Source organism: Oscillatoria sp. HE19RPO, from assembly GCF_024220515.1.
In the GTDB taxonomy this organism is placed as follows: domain Bacteria; phylum Cyanobacteriota; class Cyanobacteriia; order Cyanobacteriales; family Laspinemataceae; genus Laspinema.
Map to the genome: position 1 here is coordinate 14,125 of NZ_JAMXOT010000065.1, position 26,037 is coordinate 40,161.

General features: G+C 47.3%; 25 protein-coding genes and 1 riboswitch. Of the genes, 7 read left to right on the plus strand and 18 right to left on the minus strand.

What is annotated here, in order from left to right; all coding sequences use genetic code 11:
* The first annotated feature begins 26 nt into the window (after positions 1-26).
* Both NG833_RS06990 and NG833_RS06995 read left to right on the plus strand, forming a co-directional pair.
* Positions 27-614, plus strand: a complete 588-nt coding sequence (locus NG833_RS06990; protein ID WP_254564585.1) for a hypothetical protein — start codon at positions 27-29, stop codon at positions 612-614.
* 16 nt (positions 615-630) lie between these two features.
* Positions 631-2,607, plus strand: a complete 1,977-nt coding sequence (locus NG833_RS06995) for a hypothetical protein (protein WP_254564586.1) — start codon at positions 631-633, stop codon at positions 2,605-2,607.
* 70 nt (positions 2,608-2,677) lie between these two features.
* Here the strand turns inward: NG833_RS06995 and NG833_RS07000 are convergent, their stop codons facing one another.
* Positions 2,678-3,697 (minus strand): fatty acid desaturase, encoded by a 1,020-nt coding sequence (locus tag NG833_RS07000; protein ID WP_254564587.1) that lies wholly within the window; start codon positions 3,695-3,697, stop codon positions 2,678-2,680.
* 382 nt (positions 3,698-4,079) lie between these two features.
* Here NG833_RS07000 and NG833_RS07005 point away from each other — a divergent pair, with 382 nt between their 5' ends.
* Complete coding sequence (locus tag NG833_RS07005; RefSeq protein WP_254564588.1) at positions 4,080-6,203, plus strand: hypothetical protein; 2,124 nt, start codon at positions 4,080-4,082, stop codon at positions 6,201-6,203.
* 56 nt (positions 6,204-6,259) lie between these two features.
* On the opposite strand, the gene NG833_RS07010 is transcribed toward NG833_RS07005, so the two are convergent.
* The 7 genes from NG833_RS07010 to NG833_RS07040 all read right to left on the minus strand — a co-directional run bounded on the left by NG833_RS07010 (position 6,260) and on the right by NG833_RS07040 (position 9,238).
* On the minus strand, positions 6,260-6,643 hold the full coding sequence (locus NG833_RS07010; protein ID WP_254564589.1) for a hypothetical protein: 384 nt from the start codon (positions 6,641-6,643) through the stop codon (positions 6,260-6,262).
* 136 nt (positions 6,644-6,779) lie between these two features.
* Positions 6,780-6,899, minus strand: coding sequence for a photosystem II reaction center protein J (locus tag NG833_RS07015; protein ID WP_015150284.1), 120 nt, complete (start codon positions 6,897-6,899; stop codon positions 6,780-6,782).
* Positions 6,900-6,968: 69 nt separating this feature from the next.
* Positions 6,969-7,091 (minus strand): photosystem II reaction center protein L, encoded by a 123-nt coding sequence (locus NG833_RS07020; RefSeq protein ID WP_015150283.1) that lies wholly within the window; start codon positions 7,089-7,091, stop codon positions 6,969-6,971.
* A gap of 15 nt (positions 7,092-7,106) precedes the next feature.
* Positions 7,107-7,241, minus strand: coding sequence for a cytochrome b559 subunit beta (gene psbF / locus NG833_RS07025; RefSeq protein WP_015150282.1), 135 nt, complete (start codon positions 7,239-7,241; stop codon positions 7,107-7,109).
* 24 nt (positions 7,242-7,265) lie between these two features.
* Positions 7,266-7,517: a cytochrome b559 subunit alpha gene (gene psbE, locus NG833_RS07030; RefSeq protein WP_254564590.1), complete on the minus strand. Its 252-nt coding sequence runs from the start codon at positions 7,515-7,517 to the stop codon at positions 7,266-7,268.
* Between the two features lie 136 nt (positions 7,518-7,653).
* Positions 7,654-8,658 (minus strand): photosynthesis system II assembly factor Ycf48, encoded by a 1,005-nt coding sequence (locus tag NG833_RS07035; RefSeq protein WP_254564604.1) that lies wholly within the window; start codon positions 8,656-8,658, stop codon positions 7,654-7,656.
* A 124-nt stretch (positions 8,659-8,782) separates the two neighbouring features.
* Positions 8,783-9,238, minus strand: coding sequence for a rubredoxin (locus NG833_RS07040; protein ID WP_309143835.1), 456 nt, complete (start codon positions 9,236-9,238; stop codon positions 8,783-8,785).
* A 714-nt stretch (positions 9,239-9,952) separates the two neighbouring features.
* On the opposite strand from NG833_RS07040, the gene ndhC reads away from it, so the two are divergent.
* Genes ndhC through NG833_RS07055 form a run of 3 tightly spaced genes read left to right on the plus strand, consistent with a single transcriptional unit; the run spans position 9,953 to position 11,560 of the window.
* A complete protein-coding gene (ndhC, locus tag NG833_RS07045) occupies positions 9,953-10,315 on the plus strand; it encodes a photosynthetic/respiratory NAD(P)H-quinone oxidoreductase subunit C (RefSeq protein WP_015150278.1) in 363 nt (120 codons plus the stop codon).
* Positions 10,306-11,043, plus strand: coding sequence for an NADH dehydrogenase subunit K (locus NG833_RS07050; protein ID WP_254564591.1), 738 nt, complete (start codon positions 10,306-10,308; stop codon positions 11,041-11,043). The genes ndhC and NG833_RS07050 overlap by 10 nt, the downstream gene beginning before the upstream one ends.
* Positions 11,036-11,560, plus strand: a complete 525-nt coding sequence (locus NG833_RS07055) for an NAD(P)H-quinone oxidoreductase subunit J (RefSeq protein ID WP_309143836.1) — start codon at positions 11,036-11,038, stop codon at positions 11,558-11,560. The genes NG833_RS07050 and NG833_RS07055 overlap by 8 nt, the downstream gene beginning before the upstream one ends.
* Before the next feature lie 229 nt (positions 11,561-11,789).
* Here NG833_RS07055 and NG833_RS07060 read toward each other — a convergent pair whose 3' ends face one another.
* The 10 genes from NG833_RS07060 to NG833_RS07105 all read right to left on the minus strand — a co-directional run bounded on the left by NG833_RS07060 (position 11,790) and on the right by NG833_RS07105 (position 23,941).
* The gene (locus tag NG833_RS07060) at positions 11,790-12,707 is read right to left on the minus strand and encodes an alpha/beta fold hydrolase (protein ID WP_254564592.1); all 918 of its coding nucleotides are present in this window, start codon (positions 12,705-12,707) and stop codon (positions 11,790-11,792) included.
* 65 nt (positions 12,708-12,772) lie between these two features.
* On the minus strand, positions 12,773-13,084 hold the full coding sequence (locus NG833_RS07065) for a YkvA family protein (RefSeq protein ID WP_254564593.1): 312 nt from the start codon (positions 13,082-13,084) through the stop codon (positions 12,773-12,775).
* A 261-nt stretch (positions 13,085-13,345) separates the two neighbouring features.
* Positions 13,346-14,692 (minus strand): TldD/PmbA family protein, encoded by a 1,347-nt coding sequence (locus NG833_RS07070; protein WP_254564594.1) that lies wholly within the window; start codon positions 14,690-14,692, stop codon positions 13,346-13,348.
* A 194-nt stretch (positions 14,693-14,886) separates the two neighbouring features.
* Positions 14,887-15,510, minus strand: coding sequence for a hypothetical protein (locus tag NG833_RS07075; RefSeq protein WP_254564595.1), 624 nt, complete (start codon positions 15,508-15,510; stop codon positions 14,887-14,889).
* Positions 15,511-15,516: 6 nt separating this feature from the next.
* Entirely contained in the window at positions 15,517-15,948 is a 432-nt protein-coding gene (locus tag NG833_RS07080) for a type II toxin-antitoxin system VapC family toxin (protein ID WP_254564596.1), read from the minus strand.
* The gene (locus NG833_RS07085; protein WP_254564597.1) at positions 15,945-16,175 is read right to left on the minus strand and encodes a YlcI/YnfO family protein; all 231 of its coding nucleotides are present in this window, start codon (positions 16,173-16,175) and stop codon (positions 15,945-15,947) included. Before NG833_RS07085 ends, NG833_RS07080 begins: the two co-directional genes overlap by 4 nt.
* 255 nt (positions 16,176-16,430) lie before the next feature.
* A complete protein-coding gene (locus NG833_RS07090) occupies positions 16,431-19,301 on the minus strand; it encodes an EAL domain-containing protein (RefSeq protein ID WP_254564598.1) in 2,871 nt (956 codons plus the stop codon).
* 447 nt (positions 19,302-19,748) lie between these two features.
* Positions 19,749-21,236 carry a TldD/PmbA family protein gene (locus tag NG833_RS07095; protein ID WP_254564599.1) on the minus strand — a complete coding sequence of 496 codons (1,488 nt, stop codon included), beginning with the start codon at positions 21,234-21,236 and terminating at the stop codon, positions 19,749-19,751.
* A gap of 134 nt (positions 21,237-21,370) precedes the next feature.
* A complete protein-coding gene (locus tag NG833_RS07100; RefSeq protein WP_254564600.1) occupies positions 21,371-22,444 on the minus strand; it encodes a M28 family peptidase in 1,074 nt (357 codons plus the stop codon).
* 528 nt (positions 22,445-22,972) lie between these two features.
* Positions 22,973-23,941 carry an N-acetyltransferase gene (locus tag NG833_RS07105; RefSeq protein WP_254564601.1) on the minus strand — a complete coding sequence of 323 codons (969 nt, stop codon included), beginning with the start codon at positions 23,939-23,941 and terminating at the stop codon, positions 22,973-22,975.
* Between the two features lie 830 nt (positions 23,942-24,771).
* Positions 24,772-24,946: riboswitch (cobalamin riboswitch) on the plus strand.
* 39 nt (positions 24,947-24,985) lie between these two features.
* Here NG833_RS07105 and NG833_RS07110 point away from each other — a divergent pair.
* Entirely contained in the window at positions 24,986-26,032 is a 1,047-nt protein-coding gene (locus NG833_RS07110; protein ID WP_254564602.1) for a sirohydrochlorin chelatase, read from the plus strand.
* The last annotated feature ends 5 nt before the right edge of the window (positions 26,033-26,037 follow it).

Below are 26,037 nucleotides of genomic sequence, written 5' to 3' on the forward strand. Positions count from 1 at the left end.
TAAAATACACATGGGAGTCTAGTTTCATGGCCAACTTATCCACTGGAGAGTTGCTCTATCTTTTGTATGCTTTTGCTTATACTGAAGAAGAACAGAAGTCTGTGACCCAGGGTACGGTGAAAAGATATCTCCCAAAGTCTTATCGTACTGAAGCCGGGACTATCTGCGACTCCTTACTTGAACAAAAATTTTTAGAATCACCTAAATTGCGGCGCGTGACCGTTTCCCTCTCGGGAAAAGAGGCATTAGTTACAAATCTTCAAACTACAGACTATGAGTTCACGACGGTCAAAGGAAGTCGAGTTGTCAATGCTCTCATGGCTTGCCTGAAACTTACGGCGTCTTTTGGTAAAATGGGAGAAATCAGTCAGGAGAAAGATTTAGGCTTTGAAGAATTTCTGGAGAAATTCAAGAAATTTTATTTTGAAGAACGGAAACGTCAGTCTATGACCGGAACTTATGTGATGCGGGAAAAAGAGATTCTCCAGAAATTTTCTCAGGAGTATAATATCTCAGGAGACTTGCTTCAGCGTTATTACAAGCGTTTACAGGAAGAGGGTTTAATTTCAGTCGTGCAAGGACGAGAAGATAAAAATCTTCAGTGGGTTGAGTAGTTTTTGATGATCAATCATGCCAGAAAATGCCGGACAAAAACAAGCGATTACCGATTTTCTGCTTCGAGTCAAAAAGGGTTTAAAGCTCGTCGAGGAAATTTGGATTGACCGTGAAGTAAAGCCGAGAGGTTCAGAAGGGCCTGAAGGTAACCAAGCTGAGAGTCTATCGGGTAATTCCATTAACACGATTACTGAACTCATTGAAGATGACTTGAAATTTTGTTTTCAGCAACAAAAATTTATCTTTAGAATGATTGCAGCAGACTCGGGAAGTGGAAAAACTGCTATTTTGGATTATCTGCATCAAAGACTGGAGGCAAACCGCTCCGATACAGGTAGAATAATTATTCCAATTTCTGCTAATTTAAACAGCTTGCTCACCAATCCTAGCGCCGAGGGATTTAGTCGCGAATTTTATTTGCATTTGATTAGTGAAGTCTTTAAGATTGCATTAGTTGAGACTCCAGATCCTAGTTTTAAGCAATCAGCGGTTCTTTGCTTGGAAGAATTATTTTTTGATGAGGCAAGCCGTGTTAATCTCATCATAACTTCCAAAAAAAGTAGCCAGGTCAAAACTAAACTAAAGCAATTATTAATTGACTCAGGTTGTGACCTGATTGAAACGTTCCTGGAAATAGTCCAAAGCTTCAAAAATCAAGGATTTGGCTTATTTTTCTTGATTGATGAGTTGGATTCACTTTATCAAAGTGAGAGGTCTAAAGATGCCGTTAATACCTTTCGGCATTTAATTAATGAAATTGAAGACTCCTATCAAGGGAGTTTACCTTTAGGCTTGTATATTTCGGGTTTATCTGATGATGTTCAAAAATTTATCCAGGAACATGAGGCTTTAAAAAGTCGAGTTTATCCCGGAGAGATCCGATTAGTTAGATTTAGAAACAAAGAGTGTGAAGAAATACGCTCTAAAATCGACAACCGGCTTTATAGTGCCTATCAAGGCTATAAAGATTTCGCCGAATTTCAGAAAGAGGTTCAGAGCATTGACTTAAAAGCAGGAACAGATTTTAATAGTTTGCGAGAATTTTGCCAGCGATATGGCAGTCAAGTTTTAGAGGTTCATCAACGCTATTTCAAGCATCACGACAAATCTTTTAATCAATTTGAGTTTCAGTCACGAGCTAAACTAGAAGAACTCTGTATTCAACAATGGAGTCAAAAATTAGGGAACGCACCGAGTCCGATTACTGGTACATTCAATCACCAGGGTCATCAACAATGGAAACGGCTTTCTGGTAAACAAGGCTATGAGCTAATCGTAGCACAAACCACAACGAATTTAGAGGGTCACAATTTTGATGGTTATGCCGAATTAAGGCATAATGGCGAGGTGATTGCCAAAGCCTTTGGTGAAGCCAAAAATTATGAGCTTTTAACCAGTCACTTTACAACATTTAGGGACTGGTTAGCTGACGTTCGGTTTGATGGAAAAAAATCTATTCCTGATTTAGCTTACTTATTCGCTCCGGGTTGTCCCAATCTTCTTGAACTGAAAATTAAAAATACTGAGATTGAGTTTCACCTTTTACCGAAGGAAACGGAAAGACAATTAGAAAATTCAGCGGATAGCTCTGAAGTTTTAAAACCGCTAGAAACCAAGAATTTTAACAATTTAACTCAGACTGACTCTGTTGTATCAACGCCTTCCCATCCCCAGGGTTTTCCAACAGATCCAGAAGCTCCAAAAGAGATCAACTCGCTAGACGTGACCCCATCGGAGGTAGAAGCTGTTCCAAAAATTCCAGAAACCTTTACCAAAAAGTCTGGTGTTAATATTAATACAGCCAGCGTTGGTGATCTGATAAAAGCATTTAAGGGTAGCGGGATGCGTAACAATACAATTCAACGGATTACCGACCGACGTGATGAAATCACCTATAAAAACTTAGATGATTTATTGCAGGGCTTGGGTTCAACCAACAAGGTGAAAAACAAACTTCAGCAAAAGCTAGATAATGGAGAAATTTACTTTTAGTGCTAAGGGGATGAACTGCTTCTCCTGGGTGAACCGGAACTATTAAACTCCCTTTTAAACTGTCTTTTGTTTAAGTAGCGATCGCTCGGTTGCTGGTATTCTCATTACTTGCGCCAATTAAAACTGGATTTTTCCCTAAGTGATAAGCGGATTTGAGATAACCAGGGTCAAGTTTCATCAGAGGCAAATCATGCTCTTTTAGAACGGTCTGAATCCGATCGCAGGCTTCAGGAAGCTGATAAAAGGGGATTCCAGGAAAAGCGTGATGAATAGCATGATAAGGCAATCCTCCCATTAACCATCCGATCAGGGGATGGGTGGCTATATTTCGTCCGGCATAGAGTTGGGTGAGGTGAGGGGTGTTCGATGTTCCCCACAAGCCATAATGTTCTATATGGTCTCGGGTTTGCATGACAAGTCCGATCGCCCGTTCTAAAATCAGCCATAACAAAAGATAATGCAGCACTTTTCCCTGTAGATAAGCGCCGGTGAATAACAAACTGTGAATGCTCAGGCTGCCGAGAATATCCCGGGTTAATTGTTGTCGCAGTCGGGGAATTTGTTCTTGGAATTGGAGTCCTTTGAGGAGGGTTTTGAGGATGAGTCCGATGCCGCCAAAGATGGCAATATCGATCGCCCATTGGTGGCGAATATAGAATTGCACCACCGGATGAGCTTCTTGATACTCTTGTTCAGTCCATTGCACTCGTTCCGGGTCCCGCAGATTGATGCCATTCCAGGCATGATGCCAGGGATGCAGGGTGGCATAAACCCCGTAAGGCCAGAATAGGGGCCAACTGATGAGGTAGGGAAGCAGGCGATCGCAGTTTTTCCATCCGGTGAGGGTTTGATGGGTCATATCATGGGTGCAAATTAGCCAAAATCCACAGAGGAAGCCTCCGAGGGTGGCAGTGGTGGCGAACAGGATGGGGTTGGCGGTGTTCCAGGCTGTCAGGAGGAGGCTGAGAGTAAGGCATCCGAGGATAGTAAATCTCAGCAGTCCCGGGACTGGATTGATGGATTGTAACTCAGCGGTGACTTGGTGGAGGGATTGGGTTAGAGAAAGGGATTGGGGGAGGCGATCGGTCATGATGTCAAGGGAGTGTTTTTTATTGATGATAAATTAATTGAGTTGGGGGATCCGGAAACGACTGAAGTCGTTACTACGAACGAAGATAAGAGAACGACTGAAGTCGTTACTACGAACTTAAGAGAACGACTGAAGTCGTTACTACGAACTTAAGAGAACGACTGAAGTCGTTACTACGAACTAAAACGAAAGCGAGTGTTTAAAAGTCTCTCTTGTCTTGAGCCTGCGGAGGCAGGCTTTGTTTTTGTAGCCGCACCCTTCAGGGTGTAGGGCTTTGCCAACTCAAGGGGGTCGGGTGATTCCAGATGAGCTCTGGGTGGGTTAAACTGACAGACATAATTGGCAAAAACAACTCAGGCAAGGGTTATCTGTGTCGGAACCGATGGAAGACTGGGAATTTCTGATCCAGAAAGAAGGCGATCGCTCGTGGCTTTCCGTAGAATCTCCGGAAGTGGAAATTTTGGAAGGGCGCTATCGCATGGTTGCGCGGTGTAGCCGGAATAATGTGCCGGTGGAGATTCGGGCGATTTATCAATCGTCGGAAGAGTTTCCGCCAAAGCGTCGGATGCAGAAGCGGGGGACTCGCACCAATGCAGAGGGTTTGATGGTGGTGATCCCGTTTACTCGTCTCAAGCCCGGATTCTGGGATTTTACCTGTTTTCTGGACCAAACGACTCAGGGTTCGATTCGGGTTGAGGTGTTATCCATTGAGGAGGAAGGGGGTAGCGATTTCTCTGGGGGTCTGAGTTCGGGTTTCGAGGAGGAAACGGAATCCGATCGCGAGGAAGAATTTGCCGAGGAGGAAGGGACCGATCGCCTCCAAGCTGCCGCTGAAGCAGTTGCGGAAGATGAGGCAACCGGGGTGGCACTGGAACAGAACCCAGGCACTACCACACCCGTTGCGGACCCCTCCCTCCCGGGCAAATTGTACGCTTTTCCCGATCGCATCCCCTCAGTGGCGGAAGGGTCCAGCACTAATCCCCCTCCGGTCCCCCCCTTGCCACCCCAGGCAGAGCCTCAAAAACTGCCCTCGTTGCAACTGGTGTTGCAGCGGGAAACCTATATGGTGAAATGGGGTAAAGTTTTAACCCTAGAGGGACGGATTGAGGCGGTTGATGGCAAAGTCGGCGATCGCCTTCCCGGTTTAGAATTGCGGGTGATGCTGAAAAATCCCCAGACTGGGGCAAAAATTGTGGAGGTAGGACTTCCCTTGTCTGCGGGAACGCTACCGATGCAATTTAGCTGTCCGGTGGAGATTCCAGAACAAACCCCGAGTCATCTGTTGTTAGGAGAGGTGAGTTTGTCTGATGGCAGTGGGACCCGCTTAGGGGTGCGATCGTTTACGATTACTGCGGATTTAGATGACTTACTCGGGGCGATTTCCTCAGACTTGAATGAGGACAAGCTGTTAGAGCATTCTCGGGAATCGATTCATCAGCAGAATGTTGAAGAAATCGATGCCTCGTTTGATGAAATTCTGGAAACGATTAAGAAGAGTCAACCGATTTCCTTTGAACCCTCGGGAAATCAGGTGTTGCCGCCACAGATTGTTAAACCTCAAGGAAAAGCTCCCCAAGGGCCGAAACCCTTGGATTTGCCAACCTTTAAGCGTCCTCAACCGCCACCGCCAGTAGAGGAAGTGAAATCGCCAGATCCCGAGACTGCAAAACCGGCAGAATCGGAAACCCAGCCTACGAGTGCCCCGGTTCCCCAGGAATTGCCGACTACACCGGCAGAAACTGAGGCGACTCCCCCCTCCCCGGAGGTGAAAGCAGAACCGGATCTGGGTGATAAAAAGGCTTCTCCGGTGGATCGAGCGTTTCAATCCTTACATTTACAGGATCGGTTCTTTTCTCGGTTGAATGCCTTGGCGGGCGATCGCGAGTTGTCCGATTGGCTGAAAATTAGTTTTACTCCGGTTTCCCAGGAGTTGGAAGAGTCGGAATTGGCACAAAATCCATTTGAGATGGATGAGGCGATCGCATATCAGACAGGAGAGGAAAATCATCCAGAAGTCCCTGGAGAGTTGCCTCCAGAACCGGAGGAAATTGACTGGGAAGCCCGGGAAATTGTGGTTGATGATGAGTTACTCGCAGAAGCATCGGTTACTGCTGCTAGTGCTAAAGAAGGGGCGGCCCTCTTGCTGTTACCGGCAGATCAGCCGGTTCCCAACCCGCGCTTGAGTTTACCCAAGGGAGAATTAAGCGCAGGGCGATCGGTCAAAGTCACGGTGCAACTGCCCCAGATGCTACCCCGAATTTATGTGAAATTATGGGTACTCGATCGCCAGAGTCGGACGGTTCTGGATGGACCCCACTGGTTAACCCAGTTTTGGCCGACGGGATTTGGGGATGTGGAAGGCAGTCGAGAATTGATGGTGCCTTATGGCAGTTTGCAGGTGCAATTTGAGGCGATCGCTGTAGAAATGCAAACCCAACGCGAGAGTCACAAAGTGTCCATTGAACGGCAAATTTCCCCCCCAGGTCCCCCGAGTTTACCGCTATAAAAGGTTAAGGGGGAAAAGATTTAGATTCAGGATTCTGGGTTGACTAACCCACAACTTCAGTAGTTCTCCATGTTCGTAGTAACGACTTCAGTCGTTTCCGGGTTCGTAGTAACGACTTCAGTCGTTTCCATGTTCGTAGTAACGACTTCAGTCGTTTCCATGTTCGTAGTAACGACTTCAGTCGTTTCCGGGTTCGTAGTAACGACTTCAGTCGTTTCCGGGTTCGTAGTAAGAATCCTGATGGGGGTGTGGGTTGTTGCGATCGCCGCCAAATCTCTGCAAATACTACGAACATTAGAGAAGATAACGACTGAAGTCGTTACTACGAACTTTGATAAGATAACGACTGAAGTCGTTACTACGAACTTTGATAAGAGAACGACTGAAGTCGTTACTACGAACATGGAGGGGATAACGACTGAAGTCGTTACTACGAACATGGAGAAGATATTGGAAGGTGTGGGTTTTTTACGACTAACTGCAATAAAAATACCGCCTGCTGTAAAGTGGGCGGCATTTTTATTCCGGATGGTTAGATTTTAGAGGTTAACCTCTTGATATAGATAGAACCGAACTCTACATCGAGGAACCTACACCAACGTAGGCTCCATAGAAGAACAGACCCACAACCGTGAGGACACCCATCCCGGCGATCGTACCGATAATCCACAAAGGAATTCTTGTTTCTCCAGACATTACACTTGCCTCCCCATTAAAAAATTACGGATTTGGTTAAATCAACTCAAACTAGACAAACTTTACCAGTTAGTTGAAGAAATAACTGGAAAACAGAATTCCGAGAACAAAAACCAGAAGTAAGCCCAAGTAGAGGGAAGTCCGGTTAAGTTCAACAGGTTGCTTGTTGGGATTAGAACTGCGAGTTGGCATTGAATTCTCCTGAACTTATCGTTGAATGAACTGCATCGCCGCGATCGCACCCAAGAAGAATACCGTAGGAACAGCTAGGGTATGAACAGCTATCCAGCGAACGGTAAAAATGGGATAAGAAATTGGCTCGTTTGAACGATTTGTCGTCACGATGGACTACCTCCTTACATTGATTTACTTAATCATCAAGTCGTTAATCTGGTCTTTCGCACTAAAGCGGTCCTGAACGATCGGCACTTCCAAGCGTTCTTGGCTGAAATATTCGTTCGGACGAGGGGTGCCAAACGCATCGTAGGCTAACCCAGTGCTCACAAACAGCCAACCGGCGATAAATAAGGCCGGAATGGTGATGCTGTGAATCACCCAATAGCGAATGCTGGTAACAATATCAGCAAACGGACGTTCTCCGGTCGAGCCTGTAGACATTCAGATTCCTCCTCTAACAACGCGCAAAATCTTAATCTATGATACAAAACTTCAGAAACCATCACAAGCAAGTTCAGGGAATAAAATCCAAAAACTCCTGCGATCGCCCGATCGCCCCCCGGTTAAGGGCCTAAACTTAGGCCGCTTCGGAGGTCCCGTGATATTTCAGGAGAATCCCTCGTTGACCGATCGCAAAACCCGTCTCTTCATTCAGGAACAGGACCTTGTAAAAATTAGAAGGCACATCTTCTACCTCACGGTCTTTTTCCCAGGTGACCCCACCATCGATACTCCGGAGTAAGTTGCCACTACCGCCCCCAATCCACAGTTCATCGGGAGTTCGATAAGCTAAATCCAGCAGTCCCCAGCTTGTGGAAAACTCCGGATAGATCGCTTCATCCCAATTTTCCGGGTCCTCTGGGGTGCTAAATTGCAACTGACCCCCACGGGCCAACATCCACAGACGACCATCAGCGGAAAATCCCATATTTTGGATGCGTCGCGAACTGTTGCGATTATGAGGGGCCCAGGCACTTTGACCCGGTTCCCACATCGAGAAGAAGTTTCCTTTGGCAGAGACAGCGATATATTTCCCATCCGGCGAGCGATCGAGATTTCTAATCACCCCAACCGCCTCTTCTACCATTGCCTTCCAGGTTTTCCCACCATCTTGGGTGCGATAAATCGCCCCGACATTGGTAGTCATCTCCGCCGAATCATCACCCAGAGCAACAATAGTTAAAGGACTACCCGGGAGCTTATCGCTGAGTGCAATTTGTTCCCAAGATTGTCCCGTATCTGTAGTATGCAGCAAAATTGAAGGTTCACCGACGATCCATCCCTCTGAACCCGCAAAACTGACCGAATTCAGGCGAGCACGTTCGTCATCTAAGCCTAACTGCTTGAGTTCCCAGGTTTTCCCCCCATCGGCAGTTTCCAGCAGCGTCGCTTCAGAGCCCACTAACCATCCATGCTGGAGGTCATCGGTAAAGCTAATGTCATTCAGGTTAGCTTCTGTGGGTAACGGGACAACATTCCAAGGGTTGTAGCTCAAAGAGGGGACCTTGCTGCAACTGACACAGAGTAGGACAACCGCAAGCAATGCAACAATTCGTTTCAAACTTTTTAAGATGGAGTCCATCACCTTCAAAATTTATCTATTTCTCAATCATGAACGGGGGTAACACCCAAACCAATCGGGCCGTCACCCCGGCAGTTAGCGGCTATTTCGAGCTTAGGGTGAGGGGTTCTAGCAACTCAGTTTTTTAGCGTAAACCATACAAACTCAGAAAAAAGATGAATCCGAGTGCCAAGGCACTAAAAATCAAGATATTTTTCTGCGCCCCAGTCAGGGTATTGGCCCCAAACCCAAAGCCGTAATTTTCCTTAAACCCCGAGGCGGTCCCTTTCGGTCCAATGTTGCTAAATTGTGTGGGTTTGGCCCCACAAACCGGGCAGCGCCAAGTTAGGGGAACCTCCGTAAATGCTGTTTCAGGAGCAATTTTACGGCCATCTCCCTTCTCGGGTTCATAAACGTAGCCGCATGAGCGGCATTCATACTGATCTAGTTCTTCAGGTTGAAGGGCTTCTTCAGTGTTCATCGAACTCAAAGGATGGGAAGGTCCAAACATTAAAACGATGTTAAAGATTATGACATAGTAGTGAACCGCTTTCCATTCATAACGGTTACAGCTTAAATCTTCCTTCGCGATCGGTCCCACCCAATTCTCCCCAGTTCGTAGTAACGACTTCAGGCGTTCTCCGGTGTTCGTAGTAACGACTTCAGTCGTTCTCCGGTGTTCGTAGTAACGACTTCAGTCGTTATCTTCAGTTCGTAGTAACGACTTCAGTCGTTGTCCCCAGTTCGTAGTAACAACTTCAGTCGTTCTCTTAGGTTCGTAGTAACGACTTCAGTCGTTCTCTTCAGTTCGTAGTAACGACTTCAGTCGTTCTCTTAGGTTCGTAGTAACGACTTCAGTCGTTTCCGGATGGATAATCACAGCGCCACTGCCCCGGTTGCTACAACCGGCAAGGGTTTAAACTCTCCTGAAAGGGTTGCTGGCGATCGCCATGTACACCGGATAACGACTGAAGTCGTTACTACAAACACCGGATAACGACTGAAGTCGTTACTACAAACACCGGATAACGACTGAAGTCGTTACTACGAACTGAAGATAACGACTGAAGTCGTTACTACAAACGCCGGATAACGACTGAAGTCGTTACTACAAACACCGGATAACGACTGAAGTCGTTACTACAAACGCCGGATAACGACTGAAGGCGTTACTACGAACTTGGATAACGACTTCAGTCGTTGCTACGAACTTGGATAACGCCTGAAGACGAACAGTTCTCTTAGCGGCTGCCTCCACAATTATGTAAAAATGTAAACCAGTCGTACAAGTCCTATCTGGCTAGAGTTACTTATTGTGTTTGTCCTCTCCGGCTACGAATATCTCCTGGGTTTCCTGTTGGTTTGCAGCCTAGTCCCGATCCTGGCCCTCAGTACATCGAGATTAGTTAGACCCAAAGCAACCTCTCCTGAACGGCGAACCACTTATGAATCCGGCGTCGAACCCATTGGCGGGGCATGGATCCAATTTAATATCCGCTACTATATGTTTGCCCTGGTCTTTGTGGTCTTTGATGTTGAGACCGTGTTTCTCTATCCCTGGGCTGTCGCATTCCACCGACTCGGAGTGTTGGCCTTTATTGAAGCCCTCATTTTTATCACAATCCTTGTGATTGCTCTCGTGTATGCATGGCGTAAAGGAGCCTTAGAATGGTCATGAAATCTAATTCAACTCCCCCAAATCTGAGTGAAGGACGGCTCATTAACCCGATCGCCAGACCGGAAGTCACTCAGGAACTCTCAGAAAATGTCATCCTCACCACGGTGGATGACCTCCACAACTGGGCTAGACTCTCTAGTCTTTGGCCCCTGATGTACGGCACCGCCTGCTGTTTCATCGAATTTGCGGCCTTAATCGGGTCCCGGTTTGACTTTGATCGCTTCGGGTTGGTCCCCCGTTCCAGTCCTCGCCAAGCGGATTTAATCATTACCGCAGGCACGATTACCATGAAATACGCACCGATTTTGGTCCGTTTGTATGAGCAAATGCCGGAACCAAAATATGTGATCGCAATGGGCGCTTGCACCATTACTGGCGGTATGTTTTCCGCAGATTCACCCACCGCAGTGCGTGGTGTGGATAAACTGATTCCCGTGGATGTCTATATGCCTGGGTGTCCTCCTCGTCCTGAAGCAGTGATTGATGCAATCATTAAACTTCGCAAGAAAATCTCTAATGATGCGATGCAGGAACGGGGTCAGATTAAGCAATCCCACCGCTTCTACACTCGCGCGCACAATATGAAGGCGGTTGACCCGATTCTGACGGGGACTTATTTGCAGTCTGCCACGCGCCAAAACCCACCGAAGGAGTTAACCGAGGCGATCGGAATGCCCGTACCCCCGGCCCTCAAAGCGAGTCAGAAGAAGGAGGAAAAACGTGCCTGAAGAGAAGAAAGAAACCCAAGGTTCTGAAGAGAAAATTGTCCCCACGGGGAAAGTTTCTAAATGGTTGACTGAAAATGGCTTTCAACATGAAGCTTTAGAACCGGATCATTTGGGGGTAGAAATCCTCAAGGTTGATGCTCAATTTTTGATTCCGTTATCCACGGCACTCTATGCCTACGGATTCAATTATCTCCAATGTCAGTGCGGTTACGATCCAGGTCCGGGACAAGATTTGGTGAGTATGTATCACTTAGTTAAGGTCACGGACTTTGCCGATCGCCCGGATGAAGTTCGCATCAAAGTGTTCGTTCCCCGAGAAAATCCCACGGTGCCATCGGTCTACTGGATCTGGAAATCCGCCGATTTCCAAGAACGGGAATCCTATGATATGTATGGCATCGTTTATGAAGGACATCCGAATTTGAAACGGATTTTGATGCCGGAAGATTGGGTCGGTTGGCCGTTGCGGAAGGATTATATTTCCCCAGAATTTTACGAGTTACAAGACGCTTATTAAGTTTTGGGAAAGGATTTCCTGACTGAAAAAACCCTCCTTTTGAACAAGGAGGGTTTTATTTGTTAAGGGGGATTTCTCAGGATTACTCTAGTCTCTGACGCAGGGAGCATCTCAATTGGGCCTCAAAGAGGAATTTATACGTCTTGCTCCCCCGTCCCTCGTAGGGAAGGGGGCTGGGGGGTTAGGTCTCTTTGCCAAATTGAGATGCTCCCCTGACGCACCATGTTAGTTATCTTTCCCGAATAAAGGGTGCGATCGCCTGGACAAATTCGGCAGTGGCTTCATAGGGTAAAACATTCCGCCCATTAATTTTTACCCCTTTCCCATTCGGTAAGGCATTCAAATAAGCCGCCAATCGCTCATCAGGGGTTTCCTTTAATCCTTCCCGACTAATATTGGACGTATTTTGCCCAATCACCACTAAAGTCGGTTGCTGAATACTGGCGATCGCCTGTTCATAATCTTCCCGCCAAAATCCAGCAAGAAAGGCAAACACCGCGTGTCGAGTTTCCAAATTGGCTGCCCCTTTTTCCAACATATTCAGCCAATTCTCATCCACAGAATCGGGATTCTCAAACAGTTGTTTAATCGAAAATGATTTTAAAAACTTGCGACTGCGGGCATACCGATAAAAAGCTGTTCCCAAAGGTGTATCAAACAACAAATTCCACCGGAGTTTATTCTGTACAGGTGACCCTTCTCGGGTCATAATTTTCCACCCGGGAGGGCCAGACAAAGCCAGCTTTTGAATCCACGAAGTTTCCCCTAGGGGTAATTCTTTGTCCAGTTGCACTAATTTAATCGCTACGGGAAACAAAGCCCCTTGAGTAACGATAATTACCGGCTTTTTAACAACAGTTTTAATAAAATACAAGACTTGTTCCGCCCAATCTTGGGGGGTATAAGTCACCCGAGGCATATCGCTATCCCCACATCCCAGTAAATCGGGATTGTAAATGGGATTGGTGTTACCCGCTTGATACCACTCTTGGCAAAACCGATACCAAAAATTACCGGATAAACCCACCCCAATCGGATGAATTAAGACAAGGGGAATATTCGAGTCATCGGGATGATGAACTTGATAGGCACATCGATAATTTTTCCAGGTATAAAATTGGGTTTGGGTTGGGGATTCCACAAGCATGATAGATGACCAAGTTAAATAAAGGACAATCAAAACATCAGCAACTCGCCAGATGACGCCATCGCCTAATCCACAGAAACCGCATCTACATCAACGGTTTGAGTTTCAGGATGGGATGATTCAGCATGAACTTCCTCCTGGACATTACTGGGATTTAAGCTTTGCATCCATTCGGTGAGTAGTTCTGAAATACCCCCCACGAACAAAACTAGCAACGCCACATCATCAATTTGTCCTAAAATCGGGATGAAATCTGGGGAGATATCAAACGGACTAATCAGATAGAGTAAACTCCCCAAAATAACGGGCCAACGATATTTTGGATTGCGGAGGACCGTGCGATACAAGCTAGAAATAATCGATAGGGGAAATTTCATTGAGACCTACTTTATAACAATTTAAACAAATCAACTGGATTCGATTATAAACCAAAATTTGCTAAATTTCGAGGGACTCAAGAGTTGCTGGAAAAGTTGCTCTCCGGTCCCTTGCCTGTTATATCATGTTTGCTCGATCGCCCACACTGACCTAACCCCCCAACCCCCTTCCCTGCAAGGGAAGGGGGAGAGGAGGAAGGAATGTTTTTTTAGGTTAATCCAACGGACTTGATATTAACGCTTGAGGTTTTCTGGATGAGGTTATATACTATCCGTGTTACTCGTGAAATTAAAAGATTTGACGCGCACACCGGGAACGACGCTGCCTCCAAAGCGGTGTACCGTTGTGAGGGCATCCACATCCCGCAACAGTTCCGGTAAACTTTGATTAAAGCGCAGGTTTTCGATGGGGTAAGCAATTTCCCCATTTTCAATCCAGAATGTACCATCGCGAGTCATGCCGGTGACTTCTAAGGTGCGCGGGTTGATATAGCGCACATACCAAGCACGACTCACAAGAATGCCTTGTGGCGTTTGGGCAATTAAATCGGCGAGACTGGCATCGGAACCCGTCATGGCGATCGGATACATCATTCCCGTGGGTTGTTTGCCCTGCTGTTGCGCCCAATAGCGACTGTAGGAGAGGGTTTGGGGAATGCCATTGGTGATGATATCCAAGGCTGTATTACTCAATCCATCCTCGAAAAAAGTGCCGGATTGCAATAAGGGATGGGCGGGATTACGCTGGACTTGGACCAAGGGGCTAAACATTGTTTCTCCGACACGATTTCCGGCAGATTTGCCCGATGAATCGGTGTGAGACATGAACGATCGCCCTTCATCGGCGGCCCTTGCATCTAAATTCCAAATTACCCAAGGGAGTAAGTCGGCAAACGCTGCTGCATCAAAGATGACGGGATATACACCGGGTTGAATTTTGCGGGGAGACTGGGAGGCAATGGAACGGGCGATCGCCTGTTCGGTCATTTGGGCGACTGGGAGGCGATCGATCGCAAACGCCGTCCGAGAAGTCCAACTGGAACCCTTGCCAATTTTAGCCGTGACGCTGAACTCTGCCTCGGTTTTGCGATCGCTTGCCAATACCCCTAGAGAATTGCCGATCGCCCGCATCGTCGCCGCCACACTCAGGGTCCCGGAACTTTCCACCCCGGATTCTGCCGCCTTCTCACAAACCTGCTTAACCATTTCTCCTCGCCGCAAGGGAGAAACCGTCGCCGTGGCATCATCAAAAGCGGGAATCCGGCGATCGTAAGATTGGGGTTCGAGGAGGGGCACCCATTCCGGGTCCTCGGGTGCAATTCGAGCAAGTTCTTCGGATTGGCGCAGGGTTGAGGCGATCGCCTCCGGATCCAACTCCGAAGTCGATGCCGAAGCACTCCGCTTGCCAAAATAACTGGTAATCGTCAGATTAAACCGACTGCGACTAATATTTTGGGTAATTTGATTTTCAGAAAACCGACTCAGGGAAGATTCCCCATCACTCAGACTCACAAACACGCCATCCGCTTGGGATTGCTTCAGGGTCGATTCCACCAAGGATAGGGCTTGGTCCTCACTCATTAAAATCGGGGCAGTTGCTGGGGTCATAGGAATTTAAAACTTGAGAGCTTATGGTTTATTTTATCACTGTGGAGGCGATGATCTGTTGAATTTCTATTTTTGGGCCAGTGGTGGGTAATTAAAAATAGCTTTACAAAATAGGGCAAAATAAAGGAACAGAGCTTTAAAGTTTCCTAGCTTTCCCAATTTCTTGTTCTTCCTCTGAATTAAAGTTGCCCGGACTAAAATTTAATAAAGATTAGGCGAAGCAACAATCCTAAGCATACTCCCATTCCGCAAGTCAACCAATTCATTAATCGATAGATAGACCAATTTCTTGTTCTGATTGAATCACTTCCTGCTACCAGACTAATTGTCAGATTAAACAGATTAAAATAAATACAAATTGCCCATTTAAAAAAAGACATAACAGATTCAAAACTTTTATTGCATTCATTTAATATCGAAACATTATTTAATATTATTTTTATATATGAAACCGACTTTATCATACAAACATGAGATGCAGCAGGTAACCAAGAAATAAGGAACGTTAGTATGAAAATCATGATTATCGATAGCAAAATAATAATCCTATTTTTGTTGGAATCCTCACTAGCCATGCTTGTTAACCTTGTTAACTCATTTATAATAAAATTACCCGTAAAAAAAAGTAACAAAGATTCACCTGAAGCCTCAAAGAGCATCCCGACAATAAATGCAGATACTATCAAGGTTATAAACAGAAAAATCCACTCACTTGAAGATAGTGATAAACGAATTCCCTCATAACTCATCCAGGCAAGCATGGTCTGGAATATAGCAATTAATAATGCTAAAATCGCAATAATTTCCCCAATTGACATCCTATTTTACTCCCCCAGTTCCTTAACGTAATCTGGTTTTGCAGTTCCCAAAGAGTTTAGCAGGGTTTTGTCTGCTGTCCAAAACTCAGCCGATGCTTTTTCAGAACAGGCGAGGAATGCCGCATCATAAAGCGTTGGTAAATTATACTGGTCAGCGATCGCCCAGGCTCTAGCATAGAGTTCTTCTCCATTGATATACTCAATCGGCAAATCACAAAATGCAGAGAACAGATCTGTCGCTTGTTCTGTCGTCAAAAGTCCGACTCGGATTTTCTTCCGGAGTACCGAACCGACTTCCGCCCAGGTAAAAGAGGGGGCTACCAATCTGGCTCGCCCCTCAATGACTTCTTCCATCAAAGCGATCGCATTAGGATGAGATTCCCCCGCCACCAGATATTTAATCAAAACGTTCGTATCTAAACAAAGGGTTCTACTCATCTTTCCCCTTCTCTAAGTTGACGAATCAATTCCGTATCATCCGGTTGGGGCAATAATTCTTTGTGGAGGGCTAGAATTTTTTGATGGGCAGCTAATCCTTTCCTGCGTCGAACTTCTCGATCCAATGCGAGGATGACGACATCATTTAGGGTTTCCTCGGGACTGATCAGGCGTTGGGCGCTTTCTAGGAGTTCTTGGGGAATGTGAAGACTTACAGATCCTTCCATCGCTAATCACCAATTGGGATAACTCTACAATACCACAATCTAAGCTGGGTTATTGCCCGATCGCCCCCCTCGATCAATCAGGGGTCGTCCATTCGGGACCCAGGCTAAACAGACGCTCATCCGAGAACCTCTGACTAAAAAGGTGTCGGCAGAGGAGTTTTTAGAGGCGGTTTATGTGGCCTATCACGAACAGGAATCTCAGGCTTGAAAAACTCAGACCCTTGACCCCAACTCATCAGTTGGGATCGTTGAATCTTACCAGTTGGTGACTAACTTCCCCTCCTGAATCAGCAACTGAGATGCTTTTTCACTATCCACCGGGGGTGAGAACAGATACCCTTGAGCCATTGCACATCCGAGTTCTTGGAGTTTCTCTAATTGGGCCGATGTTTCCACTCCTTCCGCAATCACTTCCATGCCCAAATCGTGAGCTAAACTCACAATTGTCATTACAATTTCGGAATTTTCTCCCTCAACTCCAATCCGATTCACAAAGGAACGGTCAATTTTCAAAGTATCTAGGGGAAACCGATGTAAGTAGCTCAAAGAAGAATACCCGGTGCCAAAGTCATCCATGCAGAGGTGGATTTTTCTCTGTTTAAGCTGCAACAGCATTTCGGTTGCTAGTTCAGGATTATCCACGATCGCGCTTTCGGTAATTTCCAGCTTTAACATCCTGCCATCAATTCCCGTTTCGGCCAGAATCCGATCCACTTGTGCGATCAAATCCACCCGGGAAAATTGCCGTCCCGATAGGTTAACCGCTACGGTTAAGGGTAGCGATTGGGGAAATCGTTCTTGCCAGATTCGCAACTGTTGGCACGCCTCACGGAGTACCCACTGACCCAGGGGAACAATTAAGCCCGTTTCCTCGGCGATCGAGATAAATTCCCCCGGAGGCACAAACCCAAGTTCGGGATGTTCCCATCGCAATAGGGCCTCAAATCCTTCAATTCGTCCGGTTTTGAGGCAGACAATCGGCTGATAATGCAAGGTAAAGGCGGAGGGTTTTTTGACGGAATTAAAGGGCAGGGATGGGGTCTGAATCCCCCCGTCTTCTCCGCTGTCATGACCTTCTGAATCTGGGGTGGGAGAGAGGTAAAACCGGGGAGTTGGCAGTCGCTTTTCTCCCTCGGAAATGGCACGCCGGAGGTCGTTTTCGAGCTTGAGTAATCGAACGACGCGATCGTGCATGGCGGTATCAAACACCTCGTGGCGAGAGCGTCCCAGGGCTTTGGCGCGATACATAACGATATCCGCATCCCGTAACAGGTCCTCGGGGCGTTCGTAACCCCGGGAACTCAGGGCAATCCCGATACTCACACTGGTAAACACTTCTTGTCCTTCGATCGCAAAGGGACGGGTTAAGCAAGCGTGAATTCGTTCTGCCACTCGCCTTGCGGTGCGTAAGGCGCGGATATCTTTGAGGAGGATCGCAAATTCATCCCCTCCCAAGCGGGCGATCGCGTGTTCATTGCGCCGGAAACTATGGGGACGGACCGCCAGGGTCTTGCGAAGACGTTCGGCAATCTCGATCAACAGGCGATCGCCTACCCCATGACCCAAACTATCATTAATCACTTTGAAGCGATCCAGATCCAAAAATAGCACCGCAAATAAATAGTTAGGATTTTGTTTCCCCCGTTCCCACTCCTGACGCAGTTCTTGCATAAATAACGTCCGGTTGGGCAGTTCGGTTAAGGCATCATGAAACGCATTATGGCGCAATTTGTCTTCGATTTTAGCTTTTTCGGAAATTTCCGCTCTGAGTCGATCATTGGCGGCTTTTAATTTAGCGGTGCGTTCCTCCACGATCGCCTCTAACTGAGCATTCAATGTCGCCAGTTTGGACTCCGCCTGGTGACGGGCGATCGCCCCTCCAATGCTTCCGGCAGTCGCTTTTAAAATCGATTCTTCTGTTTCGGACCATTGCCGTTGATGATGGCAATCGTTAAAGCCGATAAATCCCCAAAATCGACCTTCAATGGCGATCGGCATGACTAAAATGGATTTAATTCCTTGGGCTTCTAAGAGTCTTCGTTCCGTGTGGCTTAAATCTTTAACCCTGCCCCCGATCGCTTTTCCCGCACAGAGAGTCTCGTACCACCCTGGCAAATTTTCCTCATAAGAAAGGGTTTGGAATTCCGGTTTATCCTTCGAGGAAGGAATTCCCGGACCAACCCATTCCCAGCACATCCTCATCAGATGTTCTTCGGTCAGACTTTGGTAATTTTCCACCAGGTAGGCGCGATCGACTCCGGCAGCATTTCCTAATTCAGCCAATGCCTTAGAAATCGCCTCCGATAGATTGGATGCGGTTAACAGCGCATAGGTTGCTAATGCCACCCCTTCTAACAGGCGATCGCGCTGTTGGAGTTGCACTGCTGCTTCCTTGAGTTCCGTAATATCTTTCTCATTCACCAGAACCGCGCGATCGCCGGTTACCGGATCCGTCGCATTACGAATCTCGACCGCGTGCCATCGTACCCCCTGCAAGGTTTGCATCTGGGTTTCGTGATAGAAGACATTCCCCGCTTCAATGCAGTCTAACGCTCGTTCCGCATCCCTGCGACTGACAAATCTCTGTTTCCAGGCATTTTTAAGCGAATTCTCTCCCGGCTTTTCCTCCCCATAACACCGCTTCGCCACCGGATTCTGCATCATCATCGTGCCATCGGCTTTGTACAGAGAAATCATCACCGTCGCTTGCTTGAGCACTTCATTCGACCGCCAAAGTTCCCAGTCATGGCGTTTCATGACTTCAGTCATTCCCTCCACCAAGACCCCCATTCTTCCGGATTCAATCCGAATTCCCGAACAAGCACAGCGAATGGATACGGGTTCACCATCCGCTTGAAAGGTCCATTGTTTCACCACAGTTGTACCCTGTTTTAATTGTTCTAGATCGAGTTCAATCCCGCTTGAATTCTCGTCAAATGGGTTACTCCAATTTCCTGCTGGCAGTTCTGTTAGATTTTTTACTTTCCACAGACCTAGAGCCGCAGCATTTGCCCACCACACCTGCTTTTGGTCAAAGTCCCAAATCCAGATGGGGGAAACCAATACATCCAACGACGCTAGTTCTTGGCGATTGAGGATGGAATCGCTGAGTTTTAGTTGTGGCATCAATCGGGGTTTTTATTTAATAAATTTAAATCTGAAAACCGCTTTTAAAAAAATTCGACTGGATTAGCCGGAGGGTAAGGGTCAAAAGCGATTGTTTCTCGTGGTCCTATTTCAATTTTTTTCTGCTATTCCTGCGCTTTCTCATGGGATTCATATCTGGATTGCTCAAAACTGTATTATTAATCTGATTCTATCCGCAATCTCCGTCCTTGTCTCCCTGGGTTTTTGAATTTTTGATAAATTGAGTCGGTCCCCTTGTATTTTCTTAGTAAAGAGGACCGATTATCATAGGCTAGAACTCCGGTCCAATCATGGATCTGATAAACTGGATCGATTCGGGTCTCGCCTCTTGACCAGACTTGCTCTCTACCTCATGGGAAAATCCGAGGCGGGACCGAATCAAAAAGGGACCGATCGCAATCCCGTTATATCCCCAGTCCCCAAGGTTCACGAAGGGCCGCCAATGAAAATGTCCCGCACCCTGACTGGGACGCAAGCGTGAGTCATTTGCGCCACCTGCATCGGTTCTCCTTTTCCACAGAGATTGGTGCCACACTGAATCTGCTCAGATTTTGGCCCGATCGCATCCACACTTTTCCAAAAATCCGTGGTCATCGACTGATAGGTGACATCTTTTAACATTCCCACGATTTTCCCTTTTTTGACTTGCCAAAAGGCATCCCCGCCAAATTGAAAATTCCGCCGTTGTTGGTCAATCGAATAGCTACCAATCCCATCAATTAAAATCCCGTCCTCGGTATCGGCGATCGCTTCAGCAAGCGTCGCGGTATGACTCCCCCCATCCGGTCCCGGTTCTAACCCCAGATTGGGAATCCGCACCATCGGCACGTTATACCAACTATCGGCATAAGCACATCCATTACTACTCCCCCGTCCCAGTCGCGCTGCGGTTTCGCGATCGGTGAGATAATCTACTAAAATTCCATCCTTGACAACGTACCATTCTTGTGATATAACTCCTTCATCGTCATATCCCATTGTTCCCCGTCCCCCCGGTTGGGTGCGATCGGCTTTAAAGTTGACCCAAGGGGCGGCATATTGCAGGCTTCCCAAGCCATCGGTGGTGGCAAAGCTGGTCCCGGCAAAGTTCGCCTCATAACCATACACGCGATCGAGTTCCGTGGGATGTCCGACGGATTCATGAATAGTGAGAAAAAGATTCGTAGGTTTCAGGATTAAAGTGGTTTTAATTCCCGAGGGTCCCTTGGGCGCGTGAACTTTGGCGATCGCCTCTGTTGCCACTCGGTCCACTTCTCCCAACAAGTCCGCCTTGTCAATATGTTCATAGCCACAATTCAACGGAGGCCGTTCATAACTGCGACTTTGGGCATCTCCATTGGCAATCGCGGTACAATTATATCCTGGATAACTGCGGTAAATCGTTTGTTCAATCAGGGAACCTTCCGTTGAGGCAAAGATTTTCTGTTCCTGGGTAAAGCGCAAGAAAGACGAAGCTTTTTTAATCCCGCGATCGCCATACCCTAACAACCGCTCATTAATCTCTAACAATAACGCCGCTTGCTCCTCAATGGGAATCGTAAACGGGTCAATGGCAATCGGGGTCCTATAACTATCCCGATAAGCTTCTACCGGGACTAACTTCACCGGCGTCTGTTGCGTCAGGTGACTGCCTTTCGCAATTTCCACGGCGAGGGCCACAATTCGTCTAACTTCTGCTGAATTCCTGCGGGGACTCGCCGCAAATCCCCAAGACCCTTGATATAAAACCCGCACCCCAAATCCGGCACTCACCCGATCGCTCAAGTTGCTTAAAGAGCGATCGCGCGCGGTTAGACTGCGATCTCGATAACGACACAGACGGATCTCCCCATACTCACACCCCGCTTGCCGAATCAAGGCGATCGCTTCGGTGGCTAAATCCTGATGGGTGATCTGAGTTGGCGCTTCTAACATAACGGATTCCCAATGAGTTGTTTCCCTTAATTTTATAACGCTTCTCCAGCATTCGTGTAGGGGCAGTAGATGGACTGTCCCATCTGTAATATCAGACCCTAACTGTAGAGGCGATTCGCGAATCGCCTCTACAGTTAGGGTTTAGCCTCCAAAAATGTGGAAGTCATATTAGTTTCTAAACTTCCCTGACTCTCTAATAATGTCACCGTCGCATCGGCAATCCGTTGTGCAGAACCGATAAAAAAGTCTCGATCAATCTGAAGGGGAGTATCACTGGGTTGATGGTAGTGAGGCGATCGCAAATTCCCCGTATCCGTCACTAAAACTGCTCCAATCCCGTGATACCAAAAGGGCGCATGATCGCTTCGCAAAGTATCAGGAATTAACAACCCTTTAAAGGGAACGGGCAAGGTATAAACCGGCGGTAAATTAGCTCTAGTTTCCATCAGGAACACTTCCAGCAGGGGTAAATGTTCCGTATCTCCAATCACGGCTACAAAGTCACCGCGATCGCTGGGCGGTTGTATAGGAAGTTGACTGGGATAATCCTGACATCCGGCTTGATAACAAGCATATCCCACCATATCTACTACAATGGCACCGCGTAAGTCCGCGACTAAGTTGGGATCGCTGGCAAAGGCAAAACTGCCATGTAATCCGATTTCCTCTAAATCAAAAAAGGCCAACTCTAGCGATCGCTCAGTTTGCCAGTCCTGCAACAGTCGCGCCACTTCCAACAACACCGCCACCCCACTGCCATTATCACTGGCACCGGCAGAACCGGGAACGGTATCATAATGTGCGCCAAGGAGGATACTTCCCGCTTCGGGATTCCTCCCCGGTTTTTTGGCAATCAGGTTGATTCCATCTGCAAAGGGTTGAGATTGCGGAGTCCATCCGGCTGCTACAAGGCGATTGCGGATATACTCTCGGGACTCTTCTCGGTTATCTGGGGTTGAGCGTTCAAAGGCTAATGCTTCTAAATCGGCCATCAGGCGACTGGGGACGACTGCTGGCGCGCGTCGGAACTCCATGCTGAGGGGACTGGGTTCGGGAAGGGTGGGGACTGGATCTGCCGGTGGCTGTGAGAGGGGAGCATTCGGGGGATCATCAAAGGATACCGGGGATTGATGGCGAGTCAGACTCACTAAGATGATGGCGATCGCACTCAGCAGGCACAGCAGCAGAATCCAGATTTTTTGTCTCATGGTTGCAGGTTAATCTAATCCGATAAAGCAGGCACCGACATTGCCGGTTGCGGTACATCTCTTATTATGGATTATTGGAGTGCGAGCATCTTGCTCGCTCATACTACTCAATAGCGAGCAAGATTCTCGCACTCCTTGAACGCTAGCCCTGTCAAGGTGTATTGATTTGTAGGGGCGCTTCGAGAAGCGCCTGTCCAAGAAATAACGATTTTTCGTCATTAAATTTACCTCTTGTAGGGGCGAAACGAGAAGCGCCTGTCCAAGAAATAACGATTTTTCGTCATTAAATTTACCACCTTGACAGGGCTACTCCTTGAACGCTGACTTGGGCTAACCGTCGGGCGATCGGATAACGACTGAAGTCGTTACTACAAACTTAAGAAGATAACGACTGAAGTCGTTACTACAAACTTAAGAAGATAACGACTGAAGTCGTTACTACGAACTTCAGAAGATAACGACTGAAGTCGTTACTACAAACTTAAGACGATAACGACTGAAGTCGTTACTACGAACGGGGGGTTTCTTTTATAGGGTTTTAACGTAGGATAGCCAACTTTGGACGGGATGGAAGCCCATTGCGTCATACAATCGGGTTGCACCTGTGGCACTATCGGCATCGACTCCGAGTTTGATGCTGGTGGCACCGGCAGCGTAAAGTCGTTGCATCGCAGCGATGAGCATGGAACGTCCTAAACCCATCCGGCGGAAGCCCCGGCGGGTTCCTAACCAGCTAATCCAGCCGGTTTTGCTGGAGTGAGGTAAGGTGGTTTGGAGGGAACTTTGGCAGAGGGCGGCAAAGGTGCCATCGGGGGCGACTGCCACTAAATCAAATTCCGGTTGATAGTTGGGATCCTGTTGCCAATCTTGAAAACTACTGAGGGTTAAATCGTGGTGATCCCAGTGGTCAATAAAGGATTCGTTATATAAGTCTACCCAGGCTTGATTATCTCTGGGGGCCTCTACCGATCGCACCGTAAATCCCGAGGGAAATTCTGGGGTGGGTAGGGCTTCTAGGTCGGATTTAACCAGGGTCAAAAAGGTGCGTTCTCGGCTAAAATTATGCCGTTCTAGGATGGAAATTCTAATTAAGGCTTCGGCGCGAGTTTTGGTATGTAAGTGGATACTCAGTCTACTCTGGTTGCCAATCTCTCGCAGGCGATTTTCTGCCCAATCTAAAATCTCGGTTTCTAAAGGAATAATGCCATCGGTAAAGCTATTTTCCAAGGCATCTTTGGGGTCAACGTAGAACCACAAATACCCATCGAGTCGGTCGTCGGGTTCCGGTATCCAAAGTTGTCCAAACCCTCGCAGGTGACCGTTTGAGTCTTTCCATAACCGCCGGGACCTGACCGATGAGGTAGTGACGATCCATTTGAGATCGGCGATTGATTTATCTTCGTCTAGTAACCCATCGACTTCACAGGTTTTAACTAGATCGGCAATCTGTTGTAAGTCTGTTTCGCCCGCTACGGGGCATCTACTGATGATACTCATAAAAAAATCAAGAAATTGGAAAAAAAGGACAGGACAAACGCGATCGCGTTGGTTGATATAGGTTGAAATGGAAACAGGAGATCGATTCGGTATAGTTCCGAGGCTGTCGGGACAGAGTGGAGAAACTCAGTTTCAAAAGCCCAATCTCTGCAACGTCCTCACCCTGTGGAGGGAAGACAAGTCAGTATGCATCAAGGAAACATCCGGACTGGACATCCGGAAATCGGGCCTCTTGAGCCTATCTCCTCAATTTTTTGTATAAAAATCAAGCAAGATTGAACGGCGATCGCCTATCCGCAACAAGCGATGACAACCGCCCGATCTCCCAGGGCGATCGCCTGATGCGATTTGTTTCAGTGATGCTTTTTTTGAGACTCAAACGCTAAGTATGAGGCAGTCTCATACAAGTTTCATCCTTTATATGACTGGGTTTGATTGCGGCAGCAAACTCGATCCAAGGCCAACAATTCTGTTCCCTTGCATCCGTAGAGTGACCGAGTTTCCGGGTCTTGACTTATCGATTCGTTATGGTTTGGTTATATCCAATTAAAGTTATCCACCCCCAGCTTTAGGTTTGGTAAGTCTATTTAGATTATACACCACAACCTGGACAATTTGGGAAAAATTTTATAAATCCGGGGGCAATCCCGAGGCTGAAACCGGCTTTGGAAATAGATAAAACCGCCCTTTGAAAATTGCAAAAGTTCAAATTTGCACCCCTAAAAAATCCTGGGTTATTAATTCTTTATTCTTTATTTTACATCAGTTATAAGCCATAGAATACCAAGGGATGCCCCATCTATCCCCCTCCCGAGCATAGAGATTCCCAGCTAAATAAGATAAGATAACGAAGCTAGAGAAAGGGCGAGGGGAAACTCCGGTGAAAATCCGAGGCTGTGCGGCAACTGTCAGCGATTAGTGGTCTGGGGTCCCCAGGGTGTTTTCAGCCCAGGGACTCAGAAGCGATCGCAAGCCAGAACGCCCTCGCCGGTTATTTGCTCAATCGATTTCCTGCCTCGCACGGGACAAGGAGCCTGTATTTTAATGACGAACGTCAAAACATCCGATCTGATCGACATTACATCACCAACTTCCGAGTTACAGTCTGTGGAATTGCCACCTTTACCGATACAGCGTCCTTTATTACTGGTCGGTCACGGCACCCGCGACGAACGGGGACGGCAAAGTTTCCTGGATTTTGCAGCAGCCTATACAGCCTTAGACTCGTCGCGGCTGGTTGTGCCTTGTTTCCTGGAACTGACTGGCCCTACGATTCAGGAGGGGATAGATCGGTGTGTGGACCTGGGATATTCTGAATTTTCCGTGTTGCCAGTGCTGCTGTTTGCCGCGCGCCACAATAAGTTTGATATTACCAATGAATTAGACCGGGCCCGGGAACGGCATCCCCATCTCAAGTTTTATTACGGACGGCATTTTGGAATCGCGCCGGGAATTGTGGAGTTGTGGCGATCGCGACTGGCGCAACTAGACCAACCGCAGCACAATCCCCATCAAATTGAGCGATCGGACACGGTATTACTCTTCGTCGGACGGGGTTCCAGTGACCCGGATGCCAACAGCGATGTCTATAAAATCGCCCGAATTTTGTGGGAAGGCAGCGGTTATAAAACCGTGGAAGTCTGTTTTATTGGCATTACCCATCCCCGGTTAGAAGAAGGATTCGATCGCGCCCGACTCTTCCAACCCAAACGGATTATTGTGGTTCCTTATTTCCTGTTTACCGGCGTTTTAGTCCAGAAAATTTTCAATATCACTGCCGCGCAACAAGAACAATGGACGGACCTTTCAATTACCGCCCTCCCCGAAATGGGAATTAATCGAGAATTGCTGACCCTCCTGCGCGATCGCGAGATTGAAACCCATCTAGGACAGGTGCAAATGAACTGTGAAATGTGCAAATTCCGATTAATGGCCAAGTCAGAGGGTCATGCTCACGGCCATAATCACGGTCATAATCATGGTCATGGTCATGATCATGGTCATGGCCACGATCACGGTCATAGCCACGATAATCCTGACCCCTATGCCAATGTTGATGCCTACCATCAACGGATTTGGCAAACGCCCTAATCCTG

What these genes read in the sequence shown, in the direction of transcription:
- NG833_RS07100 (WP_254564600.1), bottom strand. Translation starts at nt 22,444, where the DNA reads ATGAGACAAAAAATCTGGATTCTGCTGCTGTGCCTGCTGAGTGCGATC.
- psbE (WP_254564590.1), bottom strand. Translation starts at nt 7,517, where the DNA reads ATGTCTACAGGCTCGACCGGAGAACGTCCGTTTGCTGATATTGTTACC.
- NG833_RS07085 (WP_254564597.1), bottom strand. Translation starts at nt 16,175, where the DNA reads ATGGAAGGATCTGTAAGTCTTCACATTCCCCAAGAACTCCTAGAAAGC.
- NG833_RS07075 (WP_254564595.1), bottom strand. Translation starts at nt 15,510, where the DNA reads ATGTCAATTGGGGAAATTATTGCGATTTTAGCATTATTAATTGCTATA.
- NG833_RS07080 (WP_254564596.1), bottom strand. Translation starts at nt 15,948, where the DNA reads ATGAGTAGAACCCTTTGTTTAGATACGAACGTTTTGATTAAATATCTG.
- NG833_RS07020 (WP_015150283.1), bottom strand. Translation starts at nt 7,091, where the DNA reads ATGCCAACTCGCAGTTCTAATCCCAACAAGCAACCTGTTGAACTTAAC.
- NG833_RS07010 (WP_254564589.1), bottom strand. Translation starts at nt 6,643, where the DNA reads ATGTTCGTAGTAACGACTTCAGTCGTTATCCCCTCCATGTTCGTAGTA.
- NG833_RS07050 (WP_254564591.1), top strand. Translation starts at nt 10,306, where the DNA reads ATGGTCATGAAATCTAATTCAACTCCCCCAAATCTGAGTGAAGGACGG.
- NG833_RS07105 (WP_254564601.1), bottom strand. Translation starts at nt 23,941, where the DNA reads ATGAGTATCATCAGTAGATGCCCCGTAGCGGGCGAAACAGACTTACAA.
- NG833_RS07000 (WP_254564587.1), bottom strand. Translation starts at nt 3,697, where the DNA reads ATGACCGATCGCCTCCCCCAATCCCTTTCTCTAACCCAATCCCTCCAC.
- NG833_RS07060 (WP_254564592.1), bottom strand. Translation starts at nt 12,707, where the DNA reads ATGCTTGTGGAATCCCCAACCCAAACCCAATTTTATACCTGGAAAAAT.
- NG833_RS07095 (WP_254564599.1), bottom strand. Translation starts at nt 21,236, where the DNA reads ATGTTAGAAGCGCCAACTCAGATCACCCATCAGGATTTAGCCACCGAA.
- NG833_RS07035 (WP_254564604.1), bottom strand. Translation starts at nt 8,658, where the DNA reads ATGGACTCCATCTTAAAAAGTTTGAAACGAATTGTTGCATTGCTTGCG.
- NG833_RS07005 (WP_254564588.1), top strand. Translation starts at nt 4,080, where the DNA reads ATGGAAGACTGGGAATTTCTGATCCAGAAAGAAGGCGATCGCTCGTGG.
- NG833_RS06990 (WP_254564585.1), top strand. Translation starts at nt 27, where the DNA reads ATGGCCAACTTATCCACTGGAGAGTTGCTCTATCTTTTGTATGCTTTT.
- NG833_RS07070 (WP_254564594.1), bottom strand. Translation starts at nt 14,692, where the DNA reads ATGACCCCAGCAACTGCCCCGATTTTAATGAGTGAGGACCAAGCCCTA.
- NG833_RS07015 (WP_015150284.1), bottom strand. Translation starts at nt 6,899, where the DNA reads ATGTCTGGAGAAACAAGAATTCCTTTGTGGATTATCGGTACGATCGCC.
- NG833_RS07065 (WP_254564593.1), bottom strand. Translation starts at nt 13,084, where the DNA reads ATGAAATTTCCCCTATCGATTATTTCTAGCTTGTATCGCACGGTCCTC.
- NG833_RS06995 (WP_254564586.1), top strand. Translation starts at nt 631, where the DNA reads ATGCCAGAAAATGCCGGACAAAAACAAGCGATTACCGATTTTCTGCTT.
- NG833_RS07090 (WP_254564598.1), bottom strand. Translation starts at nt 19,301, where the DNA reads ATGCCACAACTAAAACTCAGCGATTCCATCCTCAATCGCCAAGAACTA.
- NG833_RS07110 (WP_254564602.1), top strand. Translation starts at nt 24,986, where the DNA reads ATGACGAACGTCAAAACATCCGATCTGATCGACATTACATCACCAACT.